17 protein-coding genes are annotated in these 21,569 nt (G+C 65.9%); all 17 read left to right on the top strand.

Going from position 1 to position 21,569, the window contains the following annotated elements; genetic code table 11:
• Positions 1 to 313: 313 nt before the first annotated feature.
• The 17 genes from FFS49_RS23620 (at position 314) to FFS49_RS23540 (ending at position 21,539) form a co-directional block, all read left to right on the top strand.
• Positions 314 to 4,339, top strand: coding sequence for a DUF3683 domain-containing protein (locus FFS49_RS23620; RefSeq protein WP_105815047.1), 4,026 nt, complete (start codon positions 314 to 316; stop codon positions 4,337 to 4,339).
• A gap of 84 nt (positions 4,340 to 4,423) precedes the next feature.
• Positions 4,424 to 4,867 (top strand): HIT family protein, encoded by a 444-nt coding sequence (locus FFS49_RS23615; protein ID WP_105815072.1) that lies wholly within the window; start codon positions 4,424 to 4,426, stop codon positions 4,865 to 4,867.
• Positions 4,864 to 5,277 carry a DUF971 domain-containing protein gene (locus tag FFS49_RS23610; protein WP_039360113.1) on the top strand — a complete coding sequence of 138 codons (414 nt, stop codon included), beginning with the start codon at positions 4,864 to 4,866 and terminating at the stop codon, positions 5,275 to 5,277. Before FFS49_RS23615 ends, FFS49_RS23610 begins: the two co-directional genes overlap by 4 nt.
• Before the next feature lie 53 nt (positions 5,278 to 5,330).
• Positions 5,331 to 6,062, top strand: a complete 732-nt coding sequence (ubiE, locus tag FFS49_RS23605) for a bifunctional demethylmenaquinone methyltransferase/2-methoxy-6-polyprenyl-1,4-benzoquinol methylase UbiE (RefSeq protein ID WP_039360112.1) — start codon at positions 5,331 to 5,333, stop codon at positions 6,060 to 6,062.
• A gap of 41 nt (positions 6,063 to 6,103) precedes the next feature.
• Positions 6,104 to 7,138, top strand: a complete 1,035-nt coding sequence (locus tag FFS49_RS23600) for a TIM44-like domain-containing protein (RefSeq protein ID WP_071335064.1) — start codon at positions 6,104 to 6,106, stop codon at positions 7,136 to 7,138.
• Between the two features lie 163 nt (positions 7,139 to 7,301).
• The gene (locus FFS49_RS23595; RefSeq protein ID WP_039360110.1) at positions 7,302 to 7,928 is read left to right on the top strand and encodes an SCP2 sterol-binding domain-containing protein; all 627 of its coding nucleotides are present in this window, start codon (positions 7,302 to 7,304) and stop codon (positions 7,926 to 7,928) included.
• A gap of 12 nt (positions 7,929 to 7,940) precedes the next feature.
• Positions 7,941 to 9,518: a ubiquinone biosynthesis regulatory protein kinase UbiB gene (gene ubiB / locus FFS49_RS23590; RefSeq protein WP_039360107.1), complete on the top strand. Its 1,578-nt coding sequence runs from the start codon at positions 7,941 to 7,943 to the stop codon at positions 9,516 to 9,518.
• Positions 9,519 to 9,535: 17 nt separating this feature from the next.
• Positions 9,536 to 10,162 carry an SAM-dependent methyltransferase gene (locus tag FFS49_RS23585; RefSeq protein WP_105815046.1) on the top strand — a complete coding sequence of 209 codons (627 nt, stop codon included), beginning with the start codon at positions 9,536 to 9,538 and terminating at the stop codon, positions 10,160 to 10,162.
• A gap of 95 nt (positions 10,163 to 10,257) precedes the next feature.
• Complete coding sequence (locus tag FFS49_RS23580) at positions 10,258 to 10,605, top strand: FmdB family zinc ribbon protein (protein WP_105815045.1); 348 nt, start codon at positions 10,258 to 10,260, stop codon at positions 10,603 to 10,605.
• Between the two features lie 61 nt (positions 10,606 to 10,666).
• Complete coding sequence (locus FFS49_RS23575; RefSeq protein ID WP_039360100.1) at positions 10,667 to 11,317, top strand: DUF502 domain-containing protein; 651 nt, start codon at positions 10,667 to 10,669, stop codon at positions 11,315 to 11,317.
• A 67-nt stretch (positions 11,318 to 11,384) separates the two neighbouring features.
• On the top strand, positions 11,385 to 13,187 hold the full coding sequence (gene aspS, locus FFS49_RS23570) for an aspartate--tRNA ligase (protein ID WP_006477843.1): 1,803 nt from the start codon (positions 11,385 to 11,387) through the stop codon (positions 13,185 to 13,187).
• Positions 13,188 to 13,346: 159 nt separating this feature from the next.
• Positions 13,347 to 13,841, top strand: a complete 495-nt coding sequence (nudB, locus tag FFS49_RS23565; protein ID WP_071335062.1) for a dihydroneopterin triphosphate diphosphatase — start codon at positions 13,347 to 13,349, stop codon at positions 13,839 to 13,841.
• Complete coding sequence (gene clsB / locus FFS49_RS23560) at positions 13,838 to 15,112, top strand: cardiolipin synthase ClsB (RefSeq protein ID WP_105815044.1); 1,275 nt, start codon at positions 13,838 to 13,840, stop codon at positions 15,110 to 15,112. Before nudB ends, clsB begins: the two co-directional genes overlap by 4 nt.
• Positions 15,113 to 15,312: 200 nt before the next feature.
• Positions 15,313 to 15,912: a TetR/AcrR family transcriptional regulator gene (locus FFS49_RS23555; protein WP_006751498.1), complete on the top strand. Its 600-nt coding sequence runs from the start codon at positions 15,313 to 15,315 to the stop codon at positions 15,910 to 15,912.
• A gap of 58 nt (positions 15,913 to 15,970) precedes the next feature.
• A complete protein-coding gene (locus FFS49_RS23550; RefSeq protein WP_105815043.1) occupies positions 15,971 to 17,758 on the top strand; it encodes an acyl-CoA dehydrogenase C-terminal domain-containing protein in 1,788 nt (595 codons plus the stop codon).
• Positions 17,759 to 17,876: 118 nt separating this feature from the next.
• Positions 17,877 to 20,312 carry a 3-hydroxyacyl-CoA dehydrogenase/enoyl-CoA hydratase family protein gene (locus tag FFS49_RS23545; protein WP_046544448.1) on the top strand — a complete coding sequence of 812 codons (2,436 nt, stop codon included), beginning with the start codon at positions 17,877 to 17,879 and terminating at the stop codon, positions 20,310 to 20,312.
• Positions 20,313 to 20,339: 27 nt separating this feature from the next.
• Positions 20,340 to 21,539, top strand: a complete 1,200-nt coding sequence (locus FFS49_RS23540) for an acetyl-CoA C-acyltransferase (RefSeq protein ID WP_039360089.1) — start codon at positions 20,340 to 20,342, stop codon at positions 21,537 to 21,539.
• The last annotated feature ends 30 nt before the right edge of the window (positions 21,540 to 21,569 follow it).

The following is a 21,569-nucleotide window of genomic DNA, read 5'->3' as shown; positions in this document are numbered from 1 at the left end:
TGGCCCGATCATGGGTTAGAATTCCGTTTTGAATCAAGGATCGGAAGATGCAGAGGCACCCTCGGATCGCACCGTTGAAGCCGACGCCGCGCGCAGCCAGCCCCGCGGCCGAACGGCATGCGCGCCGCGCGCGATCGTGCTGATCGTTCCGAGTGCCGCCAGGCCCTGTCGCCGGCCAGGAGGGGCGAGTCGCCCGCTCCGGCCCCATGAAGGACAGCCGCGCGCCTGGTAACAGAACAGATTTCCCCAAGATTGCGCCCACGCGCTTGCCGACGCCCGTGCACGGTGTATCGGCCCTCCGAGTCGTCCGAACATGAACGCACCACAAGTTTTCGATCCGCATGGCGCGGCCGCCGCCGTCGCCGCCGACCCCGCGCCCCGCTTGCGCGAGATTCCCTACAACTACACGTCCTTCTCGGATCGCGAGATCGTGATCCGCCTGCTCGGCGAAGAGGCGTGGTCGGTGCTCGACGAGCTGCGCGCCGAGCGCCGTACGGGCCGCTCGGCACGGATGCTGTACGAGGTGCTCGGCGACATCTGGGTCGTGCGCCGCAACCCGTACCTGCAGGACGACCTGCTCGACAACCCGAAGCGCCGCGCGCTGCTGATCGAGGCGCTGAACCACCGCCTCACCGAAATCGGCAAGCGCCGCAGCGCGGATCTCACCGAGCACCGCGACGACGCGGGCCGCGAGCGCGCCTCGCGCGTCGAGATGCTCGAAACCGCCGCGCAGCGCGCGGTCAACGAGTTCGCCGACGAATTCGAGAAGATGGCCGACCTGCGCCGCCGCGCGACCAAGGCGCTCGGCCGCTGCACGCAGAAGGACAACATCCGTTTCGACGGGCTGTCGCGCGTGTCGCACGTGACCGACGCGACCGACTGGCGCGTCGAATACCCGTTCGTCGTGCTGACCCCCGATAGCGAAGCCGAGATCGCCGGCCTCATCAAGGCCTGCTTCGAGCTCGGCCTGACCGTGATCCCGCGCGGCGGCGGCACCGGCTACACGGGCGGCGCGGTGCCGCTCACGCCGTTCTCCGCCGTCATCAACACCGAAAAGCTCGAGCAACTCGGTGCGGTCGAGCTGACCGAACTGCCGGGCGTCGCGCACAAGGTGCCGACGATCTTCTCCGGCGCGGGCGTCGTCACGCGCCGCGTGACCGAGGCGGCGGAAGCGGCCGGTTACGTGTTCGCGGTCGATCCGACCTCGCTCGACGCATCGTGCATCGGCGGCAACGTCGCGATGAACGCGGGCGGCAAGAAGGCCGTGCTGTGGGGCACCGCGCTCGACAACCTGGCCTGGTGGCGGATGGTCGACCCGGACGGCAACTGGCTCGAAGTCACGCGCCACGAGCACAACCAGGGCAAGATCCACGACATCGCGGTCGCGCGTTTCGAGCTGAAGTGGTTCGACGGCGCCTACGCGCCGGGCGAGAAGCTGCTGAAGAGCGAGATGCTCGAGATCGAAGGCCGCCGGTTCCGCAAGGAAGGGCTCGGCAAGGACGTGACCGACAAGTTCCTCGCCGGCCTGCCGGGCGTGCAGAAGGAAGGCTGCGACGGGCTCATCACGTCCGCGCGCTGGGTGCTGCACAAGATGCCCGCGCACACGCGCACCGTCTGCCTCGAATTCTTCGGCCAGGCGCGCGAGGCGATCCCGAGCATCGTCGAGATCAAGGATTACCTGTTCGAAACGTCGAAGCAGGGCGGCGCGATCCTCGCGGGCCTCGAGCACCTCGACGAGCGCTACCTGCGCGCGGTCGGCTACGCGACCAAGAGCAAGCGCAATGCATTCCCCAAGATGGTATTGATCGGCGACATCGTCGGCGACGATGCCGATGCGGTCGCGCACGCCACGTCCGAAGTGATCCGGATGGCGAACGGCAAGAGCGGCGAAGGCTTCGTCGCGGTCAGCGCGGAGGCGCGCAAGCGCTTCTGGCTCGACCGTAGCCGCACGGCCGCGATCGCGAAGCACACGAACGCGTTCAAGATCAACGAAGACGTCGTGATCCCGCTGAACCGGATGGGCGAGTACACCGACGGCATCGAGCGGATCAACATCGAGCTGTCGCTGAAGAACAAGCTGCAGCTCGTCGACGCGCTCGAAGCGTTTTTCCGTGCCGGCAACCTGCCGCTCGGCAAGACCGACGACGCGAACGAGATCCCGAGCGCCGAACTGCTCGAAGACCGCGTCCAGCAGGCGCTGGAGCTGCTCAAGCGCGTGCGCGCACGCTGGGAATTCGTGCGCGACCGGCTCGACCAGCCGCTGCGCGAGGCGCAGCACTACCTCGTGCAGCTCGGCTACGAGGCGCTTGCCGAGAAGTTCGCCGATCGCGCGGACGAGCAGCCGGGCGCGACCGTGTTCCACATCACGCAGGACCGCACGGTCCGCATCTCGTGGAAGCAGGAGATCCGCGCGGAGCTGCGCGCGATCTTCAACGGCGGCGCGTTCAAGCAGATCCTCGACGAGGCGCAGGCGATCCACAAGCAGGTGCTGCGCGGCCGCGTGTTCGTCGCGCTGCACATGCACGCGGGCGACGGCAACGTCCACACCAACCTGCCGGTCAACTCCGACAACTACGAGATGCTGCAGGACGCCCACGCGGCGGTTGCACGCATCATGACGCTCGCGCGTTCGCTCGACGGCGTGATTTCCGGCGAGCACGGCATCGGCATCACGAAGCTCGAGTTCCTGACCGACGACGAGATCGCCGAATTCCGCGCGTACAAGCAGCGTGTCGACCCGAACGGCCGCTTCAACAAGGGCAAGCTGCTCGAAGGCGCCGATCTGCGCAACGCGTATACGCCGAGCTTCGGGCTGATGGGGTACGAGTCGCTGATCATGAAGCAGTCCGACATCGGCGCGATCGCCGATTCGGTGAAGGACTGCCTGCGCTGCGGCAAGTGCAAGCCGGTGTGCGCGACGCACGTGCCGCGCGCGAACCTGCTGTACAGCCCGCGCAACAAGATCCTCGCGACGTCGCTGCTGGTCGAGGCGTTCCTGTACGAGGAACAGACGCGCCGCGGCGTGTCGATCAAGCACTGGGACGAGTTCAACGACGTGGCCGACCACTGCACGGTGTGCCACAAGTGCGCGACGCCGTGCCCGGTGAAGATCGACTTCGGCGACGTCACGATGAACATGCGCAACCTGCTGCGCAAGATGGGCAAGAAGAAGTTCAACGCCGGCAATGCGGCGGGCATGTTCTTCCTGAACGCGACCAACCCGCAGACGATCAACGTCGCGCGCAGCGTGATGATGGGCGCCGGCTACAAGGTGCAGCGCTTCGCGAACGACATGCTGAAGAAGGTCGTGACGAAGCAGACGCAGCATCCGCCCGCAACGGTCGGCAAGCCGCCCATGGTCGAGCAGGTGATCCACTTCGTCAACAAGAAGATGCCGGGCAACCTGCCGAAGAAGACGGCGCGCGCGCTGCTCGACATCGAGGACAACAAGATCGTGCCGATCATCCGCAATCCGAAGTCGACCACCGTCGATTCGGAAGCGGTGTTCTACTTCCCGGGCTGCGGCTCCGAGCGCCTGTTCTCGCAGGTCGGGCTGGCCACGCAGGCGATGCTGTGGGAAGCCGGCGTGCAGACGGTGCTGCCGCCGGGCTACCTGTGCTGCGGCTATCCGCAGCGCGGCTCGGGCCAGTACGACAAGGCCGAGAAGATCGTCACCGACAACCGCGTGCTGTTCCACCGGGTGGCCAACACGCTCAACTACCTCGACATCAAGACGGTCGTGGTGTCGTGCGGCACCTGCTACGACCAGCTCGCCGGCTACGAATTCGACAAGATCTTCCCGGGCTGCCGGATCATCGACATCCACGAGTTCCTGCTCGAGAAGGGGATGAAGCTCGATGGCGTGACGGGCACGCGCTACATGTATCACGACCCGTGCCACACGCCGATCAAGACGATGGACCCGGTAAAGCTCGTCAACGAGCTGATGGGCTCGGAAAAGGACGGCTACAAGATCGAGAAGAACGAGCGCTGCTGCGGTGAATCGGGCACGCTCGCGGTCACGCGCCCGGACGTGTCGACGCAGGTCCGCTTCCGCAAGGAAGAGGAGATCCGCAAGGGTGCCGCGAAGCTGCGCAGCATCCCCGTCGTGGCCGGCAACGCGCCGGCGCCGGCCGCCGCGGCCGCGAACGGCCCGGACGTGAAGATCCTGACGAGCTGCCCGTCGTGCCTGCAGGGCCTGTCGCGCTACAGCGAGGACGCGAACCTCGAAGCCGACTACATCGTGGTCGAAATTGCGCGCCAGGTGCTCGGCGAGAACTGGATGGCCGATTATGTCGCACGTGCGAACAATGGCGGGATCGAGCGCGTACTGGTCTAATGCGGGCATGACGACCGCCCGACCGGGCCAGGAACGAGCGGGCGCCGGCGCAGCATGCCGGCGCCCGTCCACATGGGAGCGACGATGGAATGCGTGTTTTGCCGTGAAGACGGCGGCGAAGTGCTCTGGCAGGACGATGCGCTGCGTGTCGTCCTCGCGACGGGCGAGCACGAGTATCCGGGCTTCTGCCGGGTGATCTGGGGTGCGCACGTGGCCGAATTCTCCGATCTCGGCGAACCTGAGCGGGCCCATCTGATGCGCGTGGTCTACGCGGTCGAGCGGGCCGTGCGCCGCGTGATGCAGCCGAACAAGGTGAATCTCGCGAGCCTCGGCAACCTGGTGCCGCACGTGCACTGGCACGTGATCCCGCGCTTTTCCAACGACGCACACTTCCCGCAGCCCGTATGGGCGCCGCGCCAGCGCAGCGTGTCCGAGGCGCTGTTGCGCTCGCGCGCGGCGCAGGCCTCGCTGCTGCACAATGCGGTGCGCGAGGAAATTCAACGCATGACCGATTCGAGGCAGCCATGAGCGGTTTGACTTCCACGACGCCGATTCCGTCCGGCGTCGTCGTGCACGCGGTTTCGCGCGTGCTCGAATTGCAGTACCCGAACGGCGACAGTTTCCGGATTCCGTTCGAGCTGATGCGCGTGTATTCGCCGTCGGCCGAGGTGCGCGGCCACGGGCCCGGCCAGGAGACGCTGCAGACGGGCAAGCGCGAAGTGACGATCACGGCGCTCGAGGGCGTCGGCAACTACGCGCTGCAGCCGACGTTCTCCGACGGCCATTCGACCGGCATCTACTCGTGGGATTTCCTGTACGAGCTGGCGACGCAGCAGGACGCGCTGTGGCGCGACTATTTCGACAAACTGAAGGCGGCGGGCGTCGAGCGCGACGCCCCGATGCAGGCGGCCTCCGCGTCGCACGGCCACTGCCACTGAAATTCGACGGCGCCCGCTCGGCGCCGTCTTGCCATTTACTGAGGATCAACGCGATGAGCAAAACCCACTTCGGCTTCGAAAGCGTCGAGGAAAACGAAAAAGCGAAGAAAGTGGCGGGTGTGTTCCATTCGGTCGCGAGCAACTACGATCTGATGAACGACCTGATGTCGGCGGGCATGCACCGCGCGTGGAAGGCGTTCACGATCGCGCAGGCGAACGTGCGCCCCGGCTTCAAGGTGCTCGACCTTGCGGCCGGCACCGGCGACCTGACCCGGTCGTTCGCGAAGGCGGCCGGGCCGACGGGCGAGGTCTGGCACACGGACATCAACGAATCGATGCTGCGCGTCGGCCGCGACCGGCTGCTCGACAAGGGCATCGTGACGCCGTCGCTGCTGTGCGACGCGGAGAAAATTCCCTTTCCGGACAACTACTTCGATGTGGTCACGGTTGCGTTCGGGCTGCGCAACATGACGCACAAGGATGCCGCGCTGGCCGAGATGCGCCGCGTGACGAAGCCCGGCGGCCGCGTGATGGTGCTGGAATTCTCGAAAGTCTGGGATCCGCTGAAAAAGGCGTACGATCTGTATTCTTTCAAAGTATTACCGTGGCTTGGCGACAAGTTCGCGAAAGATGCTGAAAGTTATCGGTATCTTGCTGAATCTATCCGGATGCACCCCGATCAGGACACGCTGAAGACGATGATGGAACAAGCGGGCCTCGATGCCGTCAAATATTACAATTTGTCAGGTGGCGTGGTAGCTTTACACATGGGAGCCAAGTACTAAGGGGCTCTTTCCATACATTTGTCTTACATCCGGAGAAACTGATGTTCGAATCGCGTTCGTTGTTCAACCGTAGCAAGCCGTCGAAGCCGTGGGCTCGACGGGTCGGCACGCTGCTGATGGTCGGCCTGCTCACGGCCGGCACGTTCGCATCGCTCGACGCCGAAGCCAAGCGCATGGGCGGCGGGCGCAGCATCGGCCGCCAGAACTCCACCGTCACGCAGCGCCAGGCCACGCCGCCCGCGCAGCAGCCGATGCAGCAGGCCGCGCCGTCGCAGGCGCAGCGTGCGAATCCGGCCGCGCCCGCGCCGGCCGCGCAGCCCAACCGCTCGCGCTGGCTCGGGCCGATCGCCGGCCTCGCAGCCGGTCTCGGCATCGCGGCGCTGCTGTCGCACTTCGGCCTGGGCGGCGCATTCGCGAGCATGATGGCGAACGTCATCGTGATCGCGCTGCTCGCGGCGGTCGGCATCTGGCTGATCCGCAAGTTCATGAACCGCCGTCGTCCGCAGGAGCCGGCCTACTCGGTCGGCGGCTCGGCGTCGTCGTCGGGCGGCTACTCGCAAAGCCCGTCGTTCCAGCAGGGCGGCACCGGCAGCAACTATTCGGGTAGCGGCAGCAGCTACGCGAACGAAGCGCAAGGCGTGTTCGGTGGCGGTGCCGCGGCCACCGGCGCGGCAGCGGCTGCTGCGGCAGCACCGCTCCAGGTGCCGGCCGGCTTCGACACCGAAGCGTTCCTGCGCAGCTCGAAGGTTTATTTCGTGCGCCTGCAGGCCGCGTGGGACCAGGGCAACCTGGCCGACATCCGCGAGTTCACGACGCCGGAAATGTTCGCCGAGATCAAGATCGACCTCGATTCGCGCGGCAACGAATCGAACCAGACCGACGTCGTGCAGCTCGACGCGGAACTGGTCGCGATCGAGGATCGCGGCATCGAGCAGTCGGCGAGCGTGCGCTTCCACGGCCTGATCCGCGAATCGGCGAATGCGTCGGCCGCGCCGTTCGACGAGGTGTGGAACCTGTCGAAGTCGGGCAGTCAGGGCTGGCTGCTCGCGGGCATCCAGCAGATCAACACGCACTGAGCGTGACCGGCGGCCCGCGCCGCCGGCACCCGGGCAACGGCCGCCGCACTGCGACCGCTTGCCGCCCGGGTGTGCGGTCAGCCACGGTCTGCCGACGATCCGACGTTACAATAGAAACCCGCGTGGGCGCCCGGCCTGCGCGGGTTTTTTCTTTCCCAGCCCGATGACCTTTGCCGCCAAGCCTTTTGCTGCTGCTGTCAATCACCTGCTCGCCCGAGAATCGTGGGCGCGCGACCGCCTGATTCCCTATTCGGGCAAGACTGCCCGCATCGACGTGCCTCCCGTGACGCTCACGCTGCTGGTGCAGCCCGACGGCTATCTGTCGGCCGTCGACGCGCACGATGCGCAACAGGTCGACGTGTCGATCGCGCTTGCCGGCGACACGGTCGCCGCGTTCCTGCAAGGCGGCCAGGCGGCCGTGATGAAACACGTGAAGATCGAGGGCGATGCGGAATTCGCGACGCAGATCGCGAAGCTGGCCGAGCACCTGCGCTGGGAACCTGAAGAAGATCTCGCGAAGCTGGTCGGCGACGCGGCGGCACACCGGATCGCGACGGTCGTGCGCGACGCCGGCGCGCGCGCGCGCCGCACCGGCCGCAACGTGCTCGATTCCGTCGCCGAATACTGGCTCGACGAGAACCCGCAAGTCGTCCGGCGCGCGTCGCTCGGCGGCTTCGACGCCGAGCTGGCGCGCGCACGCGATGCGCTCGCACGGGTCGAAAAGCGGGTCGAGCGACTCGAACAAAAAATCGGCGCGCGCACGGGTTCCGACCCGCGCGGCGCGCACTGAGGGCCGCAGGGCATGCGCATTTTCCGTTTCATCAAGATTGTCTACACCGTCATCCGCTTTGGTCTCGACGAAGTGATGCTGTCCCGGATCGACGACCGGCGCGTGAAGCTGCTGTTGCGGATCACGACGATCGGCCGCCGCTACTCCGATCCGCCTGCCGTGCGGCTGCGTCACGCGCTCGAAAGCCTCGGCCCGATCTTCGTGAAGTTCGGCCAGGTGCTGTCGACGCGCCGCGATCTGCTGTCGGTCGATTTCGCGAACGAACTCGCGAAGCTGCAGGACCAGGTGCCGCCGTTCGATTCGGCGGTCGCGATCGGGATCATCGAGAAGTCGCTCGGTGCGCCGGTCGACGAGCTGTTCGACGAATTCGAGCGCGAGCCGGTCGCGAGCGCGTCGATCGCGCAGGTGCATTTTGCGAAGCTCAAGCAGGGCCAGCACGCGGGCAAGGCCGTCGCCGTCAAGGTGCTGCGCCCGAACATGCTGTCCGTGATCGACTCCGACCTCGCGCTGATGCGCGACATCGCGATCTGGACCGAGCGCATGTGGGCCGATGGCCGGCGCTTGAAGCCGCGCGAGGTCGTCGCCGAATTCGACAAGTACCTGCACGACGAGCTCGACCTGATGCGCGAGGCCGCCAACGGCAGCCAGCTGCGCCGCAACTTCGCGGGCCTCGACCTGCTGCTCGTGCCCGAGATGTTCTGGGATTTCTCGACGTCGCAGGTGCTCGTGATGGAGCGCATGACCGGCGTGCCGATCAGCCAGGTCGAGACGCTGCGTTCGGCCGGCGTCGACATCAAGAAGCTCGCGCGCGAAGGCGTCGAGATCTTCTTCACGCAGGTGTTCCGCGACGGCTTCTTCCACGCGGACATGCACCCGGGCAACATCCAGGTGAGCCTCGATCCGAACACGTTCGGCCGCTACGTCGCGCTCGATTTCGGGATCGTCGGCGCGTTGTCCGATTTCGACAAGAACTACCTCGCGCAGAACTTCCTCGCGTTCTTCAAGCGCGACTACCATCGCGTGGCGACGCTCCACCTCGAATCGGGCTGGGTGCCGCCCGAAACGCGCGTCGAGGAGCTCGAAAGCGCGATCCGCGCGGTGTGCGAGCCGTATTTCGACCGCGCGCTGAAGGACATCTCGCTCGGCCAAGTGCTGATGCGGCTGTTCTCGACGTCACGCCGCTTCAACGTCGAGATCCAGCCGCAACTGGTGCTGCTGCAAAAGACGATGCTGAACGTCGAGGGCCTCGGCCGCTCGCTCGACCCCGAGCTCGACCTGTGGAAGACCGCGAAACCGTACCTCGAGCGCTGGATGACCGAGCAGATCGGCCTGCGCGGCTGGTACGAGCGCTTCAAGGTCGAGGCGCCGCAATGGAGCAAGACGCTGCCGCAACTGCCGCGCCTGATCCATCACGCGATGGCCGCGCGCCATGACGCGCCGCGGGCCGCGAGCGAAGACCTGATGCGCCAGGTCCTCGTCGAGCAGAAGCGGACGAACCGGCTGCTGCAGGCGCTGCTGATCTTCGGCCTCGCCGTCGGCGTCGGGGCGCTCGTCGCGCGTGTGCTGCTGGCGCTCGCGTACGGCACATGACCGATAGGAGCAGGGCGATGGCCGATCCGAAGCAACCCGCCATACCGTCAGCCGCCGATTTCACGACGCGCGATCCCGGCAACGCATCGTTCTGGAACGAGCGTTTCGAGCGTGGCGTGACGCCGTGGGAATTCGGTGGCGTGCCCGAGGGTTTCAGCGTGTTCGCGCATCGGCTCGAGCCGTGCGCGGTGCTGATTCCCGGCTGCGGCAGTGCGCAGGAGGCCGGGTGGCTGGCCGAAGCCGGCTGGCCCGTGCGTGCGATCGATTTCGCCGCGCAGGCGGTGGCTGCCGCGAAGGCGCAGCTCGGCGCGCACGCGGAAGTCGTCGAACAGGCCGATTTCTTTGCGTACCGGCCGCCGTTCGACGTGCAGTGGGTGTACGAGCGTGCGTTCCTGTGCGCGCTGCCGCCGGCCATGCGTGCCGACTATGCGGCGCGCATGGCCGAGCTGCTGCCTGCTGACGGATTGCTGGCCGGCTATTTCTTCCTGATGGCGAAACCGAAGGGGCCGCCGTTCGGAATCGAGCGTGCCGAACTCGATGCGCTGCTCACGCCGCACTTCGAGCTGGTCGAGGATTTGCCTGTAACCGATTCGCTGCCCGTGTTCGAGGGGAACGAGCGCTGGCTCACGTGGCGCCGCCGCTGATGCGCAGGTGTCGCGGCCGTTGCCGGAGTGCGGCAGGGTTTCGGCTATAATTCAAGGTTTTGCAAGCCGTTTCCAGTTTCCGCGGGAAAAATATCATGCCGATCTACGCCTATCGATGCGAAGCGTGTGGTTTCGCGAAGGACGTGCTCCAGAAGATGAGCGACGCGCCGCTGTCGCAGTGCCCGGAATGCGGGAAGGATGCCTTTCGCAAGCAGGTTACCGCTGCGGGCTTCCAGCTGAAGGGTTCGGGTTGGTATGTCACCGATTTCCGCGGCGGTTCGGGCGGCACCAGCGCGCCGGCGACGGCATCGGGCGACGCAGCCCCGGCTGGCGCAATGGAAGCCGCCCCCGCTGCGGCCGCGCCGGCTGCATCGAGCAGTTCCGAAAGCACGACGACGAGCGCCGCGCCCGCCCCGGCTGCAGCGCCCGCCGCCAGCAGTTGACCGTCGCGGCCCGGCCGGGCTGCGACCAACCCGCGCCGCCGGCGCGGTTCATTGACGGCAGATGATGAAAAAGACGACCCTGAAAACGGTGTTCCTGACCGGCTTGCTGGTTCTCGTCCCGCTCGCGATCACGCTGTGGGTGCTCGGCCTCATCATCGGCACGATGGACCAGACGCTGCTCCTGCTGCCCGAATCGTGGCAGCCCGAGCGGCTGCTCGGCTTCCATCTGCCGGGGATCGGCGCGGTGCTGACGCTCGCGTTCATCTTCGTCGTCGGGCTGGCCACGCAGAACTTCATCGGCCAGAAGCTCGTCACGTGGTGGAACGCCGTGGTGCGTCACATCCCGGTCGTCGGGCCGATCTACACGAGCGTCAAGCAGGTGTCGGACACGCTGCTGTCGAGCAGCGGCAACGCGTTCCGCAAGGCGCTGCTGATCGAATACCCGCGTCGCGGGTCGTATACGATCGCGTTTCTGACCGGCACGCCGGGCGGCGACGTGCTCAATCATCTGACGGAAGAATACGTGAGCGTCTATATCCCGACGACGCCGAACCCGACGTCGGGCTTCTTCCTGATGCTGCCGAAGAGCGAAGTCATCGAACTCGACATGTCGGTCGATGCCGCGCTCAAGTACATCGTCTCGATGGGCGTGGTGGCGCCCCCGGCGCCGGCTCCGGCGCCTGCACGCCGCCCCGTCGAGCCGCCGCTGTAAGTAAAGAATCATCGCCCGGGCCGCGCGTTGCGGCGCCCGTTGATCAAACCGAACGAAAGCAAACATCATGTCGATGCGTACTGAATACTGCGGTCTCGTGACCGAACACCTGCTGGGCCAAACCGTGTCGCTGTGCGGCTGGGTGCAGCGCCGCCGCGATCACGGCGGTGTGATCTTCATCGACCTGCGCGATCGTGAAGGCCTCGTGCAGGTGGTGTGCGACCCGGATCGCGCGGAAATGTTCGCGACCGCCGAAGGCGTGCGCAACGAGTTCTGCGTGCAGATCAAGGGCCTCGTGCGCAACCGTCCGGAAGGCACGGTCAACGCCGGCCTGAAGAGCGGCAAGATCGAAGTGCTGTGCCACGAACTGAACGTGCTGAACGCATCGGTCACGCCGCCGTTCCAGCTCGACGACGACAACCTGTCGGAAACGACGCGCCTCACGCACCGTGTGCTCGACCTGCGCCGTCCGCAAATGCAGCACAACCTGCGCCTGCGCTACCGCGTCGCGATCGAAGCGCGCAAGTACCTCGACGAGCAGGGCTTCATCGACATCGAAACGCCGATGCTGACGAAGAGCACGCCGGAAGGCGCGCGCGACTACCTCGTGCCGTCGCGCGTGAACGCGGGCCAGTTCTTCGCGCTGCCGCAGTCGCCGCAGCTGTTCAAGCAACTGCTGATGGTCGCGAACTTCGACCGTTACTACCAGATCACCAAGTGCTTCCGCGACGAAGACCTCCGTGCCGACCGTCAGCCGGAATTCACGCAGATCGACTGCGAAACGTCGTTCCTCGGCGAGCAGGAAATCCGTGACCTGTTCGAAGACATGATCCGTCACATCTTCAAGACGACGATCGACGTCGAGCTCGACGCAAAATTCCCGGTGATGCCGTACTCGGAAGCGATGGCGCGTTTCGGTTCGGACAAGCCGGACCTGCGCGTGCAGCTCGAATTCACCGAGCTGACCGACGCGATGAAGGACGTCGATTTCAAGGTGTTCAGCACGCCGGCCAACGCGAAGGACGGCCGTGTCGCGGCGCTGCGCGTGCCGAAGGGCGGCGAGCTGTCGCGTGGCGACATCGACGGCTACACCGAATTCGTGCGCATCTACGGCGCGAAGGGCCTCGCATGGATCAAGGTCAACGAGAAGGCGAAGGGCCGTGACGGCCTGCAGAGCCCGATCGTCAAGAACCTGCACGACGCATCGATCGCGGCGATCCTCGAGCGCACCGGCGCGGAAGACGGCGACATCATCTTCTTCGCGGCCGACCGCGCGAAGGTCGTCAACGACAGCCTCGGCGCGCTGCGCCTGAAGATCGGTCATTCGGAATTCGGCAAGGCGAACGGCCTCGTCCAGGCCGGCTGGAAGCCGCTGTGGGTCGTCGACTTCCCGATGTTCGAATACGACGACGAAGATGCACGCTACGTCGCGGCTCACCACCCGTTCACGAGCCCGAAGGACGAGCACCTCGAGTACCTCGAGACGGATCCGGGCCGTTGCCTCGCGAAGGCCTACGACATGGTGCTGAACGGCTGGGAAATCGGCGGCGGCTCGGTGCGTATCCACCGCGAGGAAGTGCAGAGCAAGGTGTTCCGTGCACTGAAGATCGGTGCGGAAGAAGCGCAACTGAAGTTCGGCTTCCTGCTGGACGCGCTGCAGTACGGCGCGCCGCCGCACGGCGGTATCGCATTCGGTCTCGACCGCATCGTCACGATGATGGCCGGCGCCGATTCGATCCGCGACGTGATCGCGTTCCCGAAGACGCAGCGTGCGCAGGATCTGCTCACGCAGGCGCCGAGCCCGGTCGACGAGCGTCAGCTGCGCGAACTGCACATCCGTCTGCGTCAGCCGGAACAGCCGAAGGCGTAACGCGCTTCGTACCCGGCCGTGTGTGCGTCCACGTGCACACGACGCACATGAAGAAGGCGCAGCGATGCGCCTTTTTCGTTTTTTGCGGTACAGTCGCAGCACTTGCCGCACGTTCGGAGCATTTGCCCGGCGCGCGGCCCCGTGCTGCATGAAACAAAGATGACGAAGCCGCCGAAAATCCCCGAATCCGTTCTCGTCGTGATCTACACGCCCGACCTCGATGTGCTCGTGATCAAGCGTGCCGACCAGCCTGATTTCTGGCAATCTGTGACCGGCTCGAAGGACGCGCTCGACGAGCCGCTCGCGCTCACCGCCGCGCGCGAAGTGGCCGAAGAGACCGGCATCGCAGTCGGCACGCCGGAAGTGCCGGCCAGTGCGCTCGTCGACTGGCGCCACAAGATCGAATACACGATCTATCCGCAATACCTGCACCGCTATGCACCGGGCGTCACGCGCAATGTCGAGCACTGGTTCGGCCTGTGCGTGCCGCATCGCGTCGACGTGACGCTGTCGCCGCGCGAGCATGTCGACCATGCATGGCTGCCGTTCCGCGAGGCGGCCGCGCGCTGCTTCTCGCCGTCGAACGCCGAGGCGATCCTGCAACTGCCCGCGCGCGTGGCACTGTCGCGCGCGCCGCACGGCTCGTCCGCATGACGGCGGAAGCCCGCAAGCGCTTCGCGCAATTGCGGCAGATGTTCCTGCAGGAACGCGGTTCCGCGTCGCGGCTCGCCTTCACGTCGGGCAATACCGTGCGGTTGTGCGAAGGCGGCGGCGAGTTCTTCCGGGCACTGATCGAGCGGATCGATGCCGCCCGCGAGCAGGTGATGCTCGAAACCTACATCTTCTGCGACGACGCGGCCGGCCGGCCGGTGTCGGACGCGCTGATCCGCGCGGCGCAGCGCGGCGTGCGTGTGCGCGTAATCACCGACGGCATCGGCACGGCGCGCCTGCCGTTGTTCGATACGTGGGTGGCAGCCGGCGTCGAGCACTGCATCTACAACCGTTTCCTGTTCGGTCGCTTCGGCTTTTCGCGCACGCATCGCAAGCTCGCGGTGATCGATCATGCAGTCGCGTTCTGCGGCGGCATCAACATCATCGACGACTATGCGCAGGGCGGCGCCACGCTGCCGTTTCCGCGCTGGGATTTCGCCGTCGAGATGGCGGGGCCGGCAGTATCCGACGTGCGTGCCGCGTTCGAACTGCAGTGGCACCGGATCATGTTCGGCCACAAGCCGTATGCGCAATACGCGGCCGGGCTGCATGCCGGCGAAGCATTTCCCGACATGTTCCGGCGCTGGATGCGCAGCCACCGGTGGGTCAAGGCCGGCGCGCTGCGGGTCGTGACGGAGCCGAGCGTCGCGTTCGTCGCGCGCGACAACGTCGTGAACCGCCGCGCGATCGAAAAGGCGTATCTCGCGGCGATCGGCCAGGCGCGCCAGCGGATCCTCCTCGCCAATCCGTACTTCATGCCGGGGCGCAAGCTGCGCCGTGCGCTGACGGGCGCCGCGCGACGCGGCGTCGACGTGCGGATCCTGGTCGGCCGCAAGGAATTCGCGGCCCTCGATACGGCCGTGCCGTTCCTCTATCACGCGCTGCTACGCGCGGGCGTGCGCGTGGCCGAATACGACAAGACGATGCTGCACGGCAAGGTGGCCGTGATCGACGACAACTGGGCGACGGTCGGTTCGTCGAACCTGGACGCACTGAGCCTGATGTTGAACAATGAGGCGAATGTCGTGCTGGTACGCTACGATGCTGTTACGAACGAACTGCGCGACGCGATCGCGGCCGCGTTTGCCGACGGCCGGGAAATCGACCCCGCCCGGTTTGCTGCGCGCCCGCGCATCGAGCGCATGCTGAACTGGCTCGCCTACACGGCGTATCGCCTCGTGATGAAGGCGCTGACGGTCGGTGGTTACGACTGACGAAGACTAAGCGTTCGCTTCAAAAAATCTGTCCGCACGTTCGTGCGGAAAAGCCGCTCCGGTCCCGCCGGAATCGCGCAAAATAGCGGCTCGGTTAGACACCGGTTTCTAATAATTTCCTTGTTTCGCGAGCGGCCGCACTCAATAATAGTACGGCCGTTCGATTTTATTCGAACCCCCGAACGGTTACAGAAATAGCTATGCGAAAAGGCGAACAGACGCGTGCCGCGATACTTGAAGCTGCTTTGGACCTCGCCAGCCGTGACGGGCTGGAGGGGCTGACGATCGGCCTGCTGGCCGAGCGCATGCAGATGAGCAAGAGCGGTGTGTTCGCGCACTTCGGATCGCGTGAGGACCTGCAGGTCGAGGTCGTTCGCGAGTATCACCATCGTTTCGAAAACGAGGTGTTCTTTCCGAGCCTGCGCGAGCCGCGAGGCTTGCCGCGCCTTCGGGCGATGCTGGCCCGCTGGACGGAGAAGCGCATCCAGGAGGTGACGACCGGATGCATCTACATCAGCGGTGCGGTCGAGTACGACGACCGGCCTGACAGCCCCGTGCGCGAGCAGTTGATCGCAAGCGTGACGGCCTGGCGTGCCGCGATGCTGCGTGCCATTTCGCAGGCGAAGGAAGAAGGCCATCTGCGTGCGGATACAGATCCGGACCTGATGCTCTTCGAGTTGTACAGCTTCACGCTCGGCCTGCATCACGACGCACGCTTCCTGCATTCGCCGGACGCCGTGCGCCTCACGTGGGCCGCGCTGGAAAAGACGATTGTTTCGTATCAGAGCGAGAGCCGTTAGCGGCGCGTGATCCGCCCGCCAGGAGCTCGAGCCGTTTTGCCCACCTTTGGAGAGAGTCATGGGACAGTACGCCGCGCCGCTGCGCGACATGCAATTCGTGTTGCACGAGCTTCTGAACGTCGAAGCCGAAGTCAAGCAAATGCCCAAGCATGCGGACCTCGACGCCGACACGATCAACCAGGTCCTCGAGGAAGCGGGCAAGTTCTGCTCCGAGGTACTGTTCCCGCTGAACCAGGTCGGCGATCGCGAAGGCTGCACGTATGAAGGCGACGGCGTCGTGAAGACCCCGACCGGTTTCAAGGAGGCCTACCAGCAGTACGTCGAGGCCGGCTGGCCGGCACTCGGCTGCGATCCGGACTACGGCGGCCAGGGCCTGCCCGCGTTCGTGAACAACGCGCTCTACGAAATGCTGAACTCGGCGAACCAGGCCTGGACGATGTATCCGGGCTTGTCGCACGGCGCCTATGAATGCCTGCACGCGCACGGCGCGCCGGAATTGCAGCAGCAATACCTGCCGAAGCTCGTGTCGGGCGAATGGACGGGCACGATGTGCCTGACCGAGCCGCACTGCGGCACCGACCTCGGCATCCTGCGCACCAAGGCCGAACCGAACGGCGACGGCTCGTACTCGATCAGCGGCACGAAGATCTTCATCTCGAGCGGCGAGCACGACATGTCGAAAAACATCGTCCACCTCGTGCTCGCGCGCCTGCCGGAAGCGCCGCAGGGCACCAAGGGGATCTCGCTGTTCATCGTGCCGAAGTTCATTCCGGACGCAGCAGGCGAGCCGGGCGAGCGCAACGGCATCAAGTGCGGCTCGATCGAGCACAAGATGGGCATCCACGGCAACTCGACGTGCGTGATGAACCTCGACGGCGCGAAGGGCTGGATGGTCGGCGAGCCGAACAAGGGCTTGAACGCGATGTTCGTGATGATGAATGCCGCGCGCCTCGGCGTCGGCATGCAAGGCCTCGGCCTCACGGAAGTCGCGTACCAGAATTCGCTCATGTATGCGAAGGAACGGCTGCAGATGCGCTCGCTGACGGGCCCGAAGGCACCGGACAAGCCGGCCGACCCGATCATCGTGCACCCGGACGTGCGCCGCATGCTGCTCACGCAGAAGGCCTACGCCGAAGGCGCGCGCGCATTCACGTACTGGTCCGCGCTGCAGATCGACAAGGAACTGTCGCACGCTGACGAAGCGGTGCGCAAGGAAGCGGCCGACCTCGTCGCGCTGCTCACGCCGATCATCAAGGCGTTCCTGACCGACAACGCGTTCGAGTCGACCAACCACGCGATGCAGATCTACGGCGGCCACGGCTTCATCTCCGAGTGGGGCATGGAGCAGTACGTGCGCGACGCGCGGATCAACATGATCTACGAAGGCACGAACTCGATCCAGTCGCTCGACCTGCTGGGCCGCAAGGTGCTCGGCGACATGGGCGCGAAGCTGAAGAAGTTCGGCAAGCTCGTCACCGAATTCGCGGAAGCCGAAGGCGTGAAGCCGGAAATGGCCGAGTTCATCAACCCGCTCGCGGACATCGGCGACAAGGTGCAGAAGCTGACGATGGAAATCGGCATGAAGGCGATGCAGAACCCGGACGAAGTCGGCGCTGCCGCCGTGCCGTACCTGCGCACCGTCGGCCACCTGGTGTTCTCGTACTTCTGGGCGCGCATGGCGCGCCTCGCACTCGACAAGGAAGCGTCGGGCGATCCGTTCTACAAGTCGAAGCTCGCGACGGCGCGTTTCTACTTCGCGCGCCTGCTGCCCGAGACGGCGTCGACGATCCGCGCCGCACGCGCCGGCTCGAAGACGCTGATGGAAGTCGACGAATCGCTGTTCTGACGCGAGTCCGGGCGGGGCGCGCCGCGTGCCGCGCCGCCCGAACGCAACGGTTCCTGGTACTCACTTCGCCGTGCAGCCCTCACATTCCGCGCTGCACGACACTATCCGGAGACATCCCGTGAGCAATTTCCTGATTCGCAAGGTCGCCGTGCTGGGCGCCGGCGTGATGGGCGCGCAGATCGCCGCGCACCTCATCAACGCACGCGTGCCGGTGCTGCTGTTCGACCTGCCGGCCAAGGAAGGCCCGAAAAACGCGATCGCGCTGAAGGCGATCGAGAACCTGAAGAAGCTGTCGCCCGCACCGTTCGGCGTGAAGGACGACGCAAAGTACCTCGAAGCAGCGAACTACGAAGACGACATCGCGAAGCTCGCCGAGTGCGACGTCGTGATCGAGGCGATCGCCGAGCGGATGGACTGGAAGCACGACCTGTACAAGAAGGTCGCCCCGCACATCGCACCGAACGCGATCTTCGCGACCAACACGTCGGGCCTGTCGATCACGAAGCTGTCCGAAGGTTTCTCGGACGAGCTGAAGTCGCGCTTCTGCGGCGTGCACTTCTTCAACCCGCCGCGCTACATGCACCTCGTCGAGCTGATCCCGACCGCGCATACGCGTCCGGAGATCCTCGACCAGCTCGAGACGTTCCTGACGAGCATCGTCGGCAAGGGCGTCGTGCGCGCGAAGGATACGCCGAACTTCATCGCGAACCGCGTCGGCATCTTCTCGATCCTCGCGGTGATCACCGAGGCCGCGAAGTTCGGCCTGCGCTTCGACGAAGTCGACGACCTGACGGGCAGCCGCCTCGGCCGCGCGAAGTCGGCGACGTTCCGCACCGCGGACGTGGTCGGCCTCGACACGATGGCGCACGTGATCAAGACGATGCAGGACAACCTCGCCGACGATCCGTTCTTCCCGGTCTACCAGACGCCTGCCGTGCTCGCCGAACTGGTGAAGCAGGGCGCGCTCGGCCAGAAGACGGGCGGTGGTTTCTACAAGAAGGAAGGCAAGGCGATCAAGGTGCTCGACGCGAAGACGGGCACCTACGTGGATTCAGGCGCGAAGGCGGACGAAACCGTCGGTCGCATCCTGAAGCGTCCGCCGGCGGAACGCCTGAAGCTGCTGCGTGAAACGGACCATCCGCACGCGCAGTTCCTGTGGTCGATTTTCCGCGACGTGTTCCACTACATCGGCGTGCATCTCGAATCGATCGCCGACAACGCGCGCGACGTCGACCTCGCGATCCGCTGGGGCTTCGGCTGGAACGAAGGCCCGTTCGAAGGCTGGCAGGCTGCCGGCTGGAAGCAGGTCGCCGAGTGGGTGCAGGAAGACATCGCGGCCGGCAAGGCGCTCGCGAACGTGCCGCTGCCGTCGTGGGTGCTCGAAGGCGCGGTTGCGGAAAAGGGCGGCGTGCACACGGCCGAAGGCTCGTGGGCGCCGGCAGCGAAGCGCTTCGTGCCGCGTTCGGACCTCGCGGTCTACGACAAGCAGGTGTTCCGCGCGCCGCTGCTCGGCGAAGCGGGTGCCGATCCGAAGACGTACGGCAAGACGCTGTTCGAGACCGACGCGGTGCGTGCGTGGGTCGACGACCGTGCGGGTGAAGACGACGTCGTGATCGTGTCGTTCAAGTCGAAGATGAACACGATCGGACCGAGCGTGATCGACGGCCTCGTGCAGGCCATCGAACTCGCGGAGAAGGACTACAAGGGCGTGGTGATCTGGCAGCCGACGTCGCTGAAGCTCGGCACGCCGGGCGGCCCGTTCTCGGCCGGCGCGAACCTCGAAGAGGCGATGCCCGCGTTCATGATGGGCGGCGCGAAGGGTATCGAGCCGTTCGTGAAGAAGTTCCAGGAAGGCATGCTGCGCGTGAAGTACGCGAACGTGCCGGTCGTCGCAGCCGTGTCGGGCATCGCGCTCGGCGGCGGGTGCGAGCTGATGCTGCACAGCGCGAAGCGCGTCGTGCACGTCGAGAGCTACATCGGTCTCGTCGAAGTGGGTGTCGGCCTCGTGCCGGCGGGCGGCGGCCTGAAGGAAGCGGCGCTGCGCGCAGCGGATGCCGCAACGGCCGCGAACGCGACCACCGACATCCTGAAGTTCGTCACGAAGTCGTTCGAGAACGCGGCGATGGCGAAGGTGTCGGCGTCCGCGCACGATGCCCGTGCGATGGGTTACGTGAAACCTTCCGACACGATCATCTTCAACGTGTTCGAACTGCTCGACACCGCGAAGAAGGAAGCGCGCGCGCTGGCCGCAACCGGCTACCGCGCTCCGCTGCGCGCGAAGGACGTGCCGGTGGCAGGCCGCTCGGCGATCGCGACGATCAAGGCATCGCTCGTCAACATGCGTGACGGCCGCTTCATCAGCGACCACGACTACCTGATCGCGAGCCGCATCGCCGAAGCCGTGTGCGGCGGCGACGTCGAAGCCGGCAGCCTGGTCGACGAGCAGTGGCTGCTCGCGCTGGAGCGCCGTGCGTTCGTCGAGCTGCTCGGCACGCAGAAGACGCAGGAACGGATCATGGGCATGTTGCAGACCGGCAAGCCGGTGCGTAACTGAGCGAGCGGATAAGGCAAGGAGTCTCAAATGAGCAAACAATTGCAAGACGCATACATCGTCGCCGCCAGCCGCACGCCGATCGGCAAGGCCCCGCGCGGTGTCTTCAAGAACACGCGCCCGGACGAGCTGCTGGTCCACGCGCTCAAGTCGGCGGTGGCGCAGGTGCCCGGCTTCGACACGAAGCTGATCGAAGACGCGATCATCGGCTGCGCGATTCCGGAGGCCGAGCAGGGCCTGAACGTCGCGCGCATGGGCGCGCTGCTCGCGGGCCTGCCGCAGACGGTCGGCGGCGTGACGGTCAACCGCTTCTGCGCGTCGGGCATCACGGCGCTGGCGATGGCGGCTGACCGCATCCGCGTCGGCGAATCGGACGCGATCTTCGCGGGCGGCTGCGAATCGATGAGCATGGTGCCGATGATGGGCAACAAGCCGTCGATGTCGCCGCACATCTTCGATCGCAACGAAGACTTCGGCATCGCGTACGGGATGGGCCTGACGGCCGAGCGCGTCGCGGAGCAGTGGAAGGTGAGCCGCGAAGACCAGGACGCGTTCTCGGTCGAGTCGCACCGCAAGGCGCTTGCCGCCCAGCAGGCCGGCGAGTTCAACGACGAGATCGCCGCGTACACGATCACCGAGCGTTTCCCGAACCTCGCGACGGGCGAAGTCGACGTGAAGACGCGCGAGATCAAGCTCGACGAAGGTCCGCGCGCGGATACGTCGATCGAAGGCCTCGCGAAGCTGCGCACGGTGTTCGCGAACAAGGGTTCGGTCACGGCGGGCAACAGCTCGCAGACGTCGGACGGCGCGGGCGCGCTGCTGGTCGTGTCGGAGAAGGTGCTCAAGGAATTCAACCTGACGCCGCTCGCGCGCTTCGTGAGTTTCGCGGTGCGTGGCGTGCCGCCGGAAATCATGGGTATCGGCCCGAAGGAAGCGATTCCGGCCGCGCTGAAGGCCGCCGGCCTGAAGCAGGACGATCTCGACTGGATCGAGCTGAACGAAGCGTTCGCCGCGCAATCGCTGGCGGTGATGCGCGATCTCGGCCTCGACCCGTCGAAGGTCAACCCGATGGGCGGCGCGATCGCACTCGGCCACCCGCTCGGCGCGACCGGCGCGATCCGCGCGGCGACCGTCGTGCACGGCCTGCGCCGCCGCAACCTGAAGTACGGGATGGTCACGATGTGCGTCGGCACCGGCATGGGTGCGGCGGGCATCATCGAACGCCTGTAAGCGGAGCACGACGACAAGCTGCGACGGTGC

It is taken from the genome of Burkholderia sp. 4NA327C6 (assembly GCF_005502655.1).
Classification (GTDB): Bacteria; Pseudomonadota; Gammaproteobacteria; order Burkholderiales; family Burkholderiaceae; genus Burkholderia; species Burkholderia contaminans.
The sequence above is the reverse complement of the archived record's forward strand: the minus strand, read 5'-3'. Positions and strand labels throughout refer to the sequence as shown.

Bases quoted from the DNA above. Each gene is read 5' to 3' on its own strand.
- FFS49_RS23620 (WP_105815047.1), top strand. From the start codon at position 314: ATGAACGCACCACAAGTTTTCGATCCGCATGGCGCGGCCGCCGCCGTC.
- FFS49_RS23615 (WP_105815072.1), top strand. From the start codon at position 4,424: ATGGAATGCGTGTTTTGCCGTGAAGACGGCGGCGAAGTGCTCTGGCAG.
- FFS49_RS23610 (WP_039360113.1), top strand. From the start codon at position 4,864: ATGAGCGGTTTGACTTCCACGACGCCGATTCCGTCCGGCGTCGTCGTG.
- ubiE (WP_039360112.1), top strand. From the start codon at position 5,331: ATGAGCAAAACCCACTTCGGCTTCGAAAGCGTCGAGGAAAACGAAAAA.
- FFS49_RS23600 (WP_071335064.1), top strand. From the start codon at position 6,104: ATGTTCGAATCGCGTTCGTTGTTCAACCGTAGCAAGCCGTCGAAGCCG.
- FFS49_RS23595 (WP_039360110.1), top strand. From the start codon at position 7,302: ATGACCTTTGCCGCCAAGCCTTTTGCTGCTGCTGTCAATCACCTGCTC.
- ubiB (WP_039360107.1), top strand. From the start codon at position 7,941: ATGCGCATTTTCCGTTTCATCAAGATTGTCTACACCGTCATCCGCTTT.
- FFS49_RS23585 (WP_105815046.1), top strand. From the start codon at position 9,536: ATGGCCGATCCGAAGCAACCCGCCATACCGTCAGCCGCCGATTTCACG.
- FFS49_RS23580 (WP_105815045.1), top strand. From the start codon at position 10,258: ATGCCGATCTACGCCTATCGATGCGAAGCGTGTGGTTTCGCGAAGGAC.
- FFS49_RS23575 (WP_039360100.1), top strand. From the start codon at position 10,667: ATGATGAAAAAGACGACCCTGAAAACGGTGTTCCTGACCGGCTTGCTG.
- aspS (WP_006477843.1), top strand. From the start codon at position 11,385: ATGTCGATGCGTACTGAATACTGCGGTCTCGTGACCGAACACCTGCTG.
- nudB (WP_071335062.1), top strand. From the start codon at position 13,347: ATGACGAAGCCGCCGAAAATCCCCGAATCCGTTCTCGTCGTGATCTAC.
- clsB (WP_105815044.1), top strand. From the start codon at position 13,838: ATGACGGCGGAAGCCCGCAAGCGCTTCGCGCAATTGCGGCAGATGTTC.
- FFS49_RS23555 (WP_006751498.1), top strand. From the start codon at position 15,313: ATGCGAAAAGGCGAACAGACGCGTGCCGCGATACTTGAAGCTGCTTTG.
- FFS49_RS23550 (WP_105815043.1), top strand. From the start codon at position 15,971: ATGGGACAGTACGCCGCGCCGCTGCGCGACATGCAATTCGTGTTGCAC.
- FFS49_RS23540 (WP_039360089.1), top strand. From the start codon at position 20,340: ATGAGCAAACAATTGCAAGACGCATACATCGTCGCCGCCAGCCGCACG.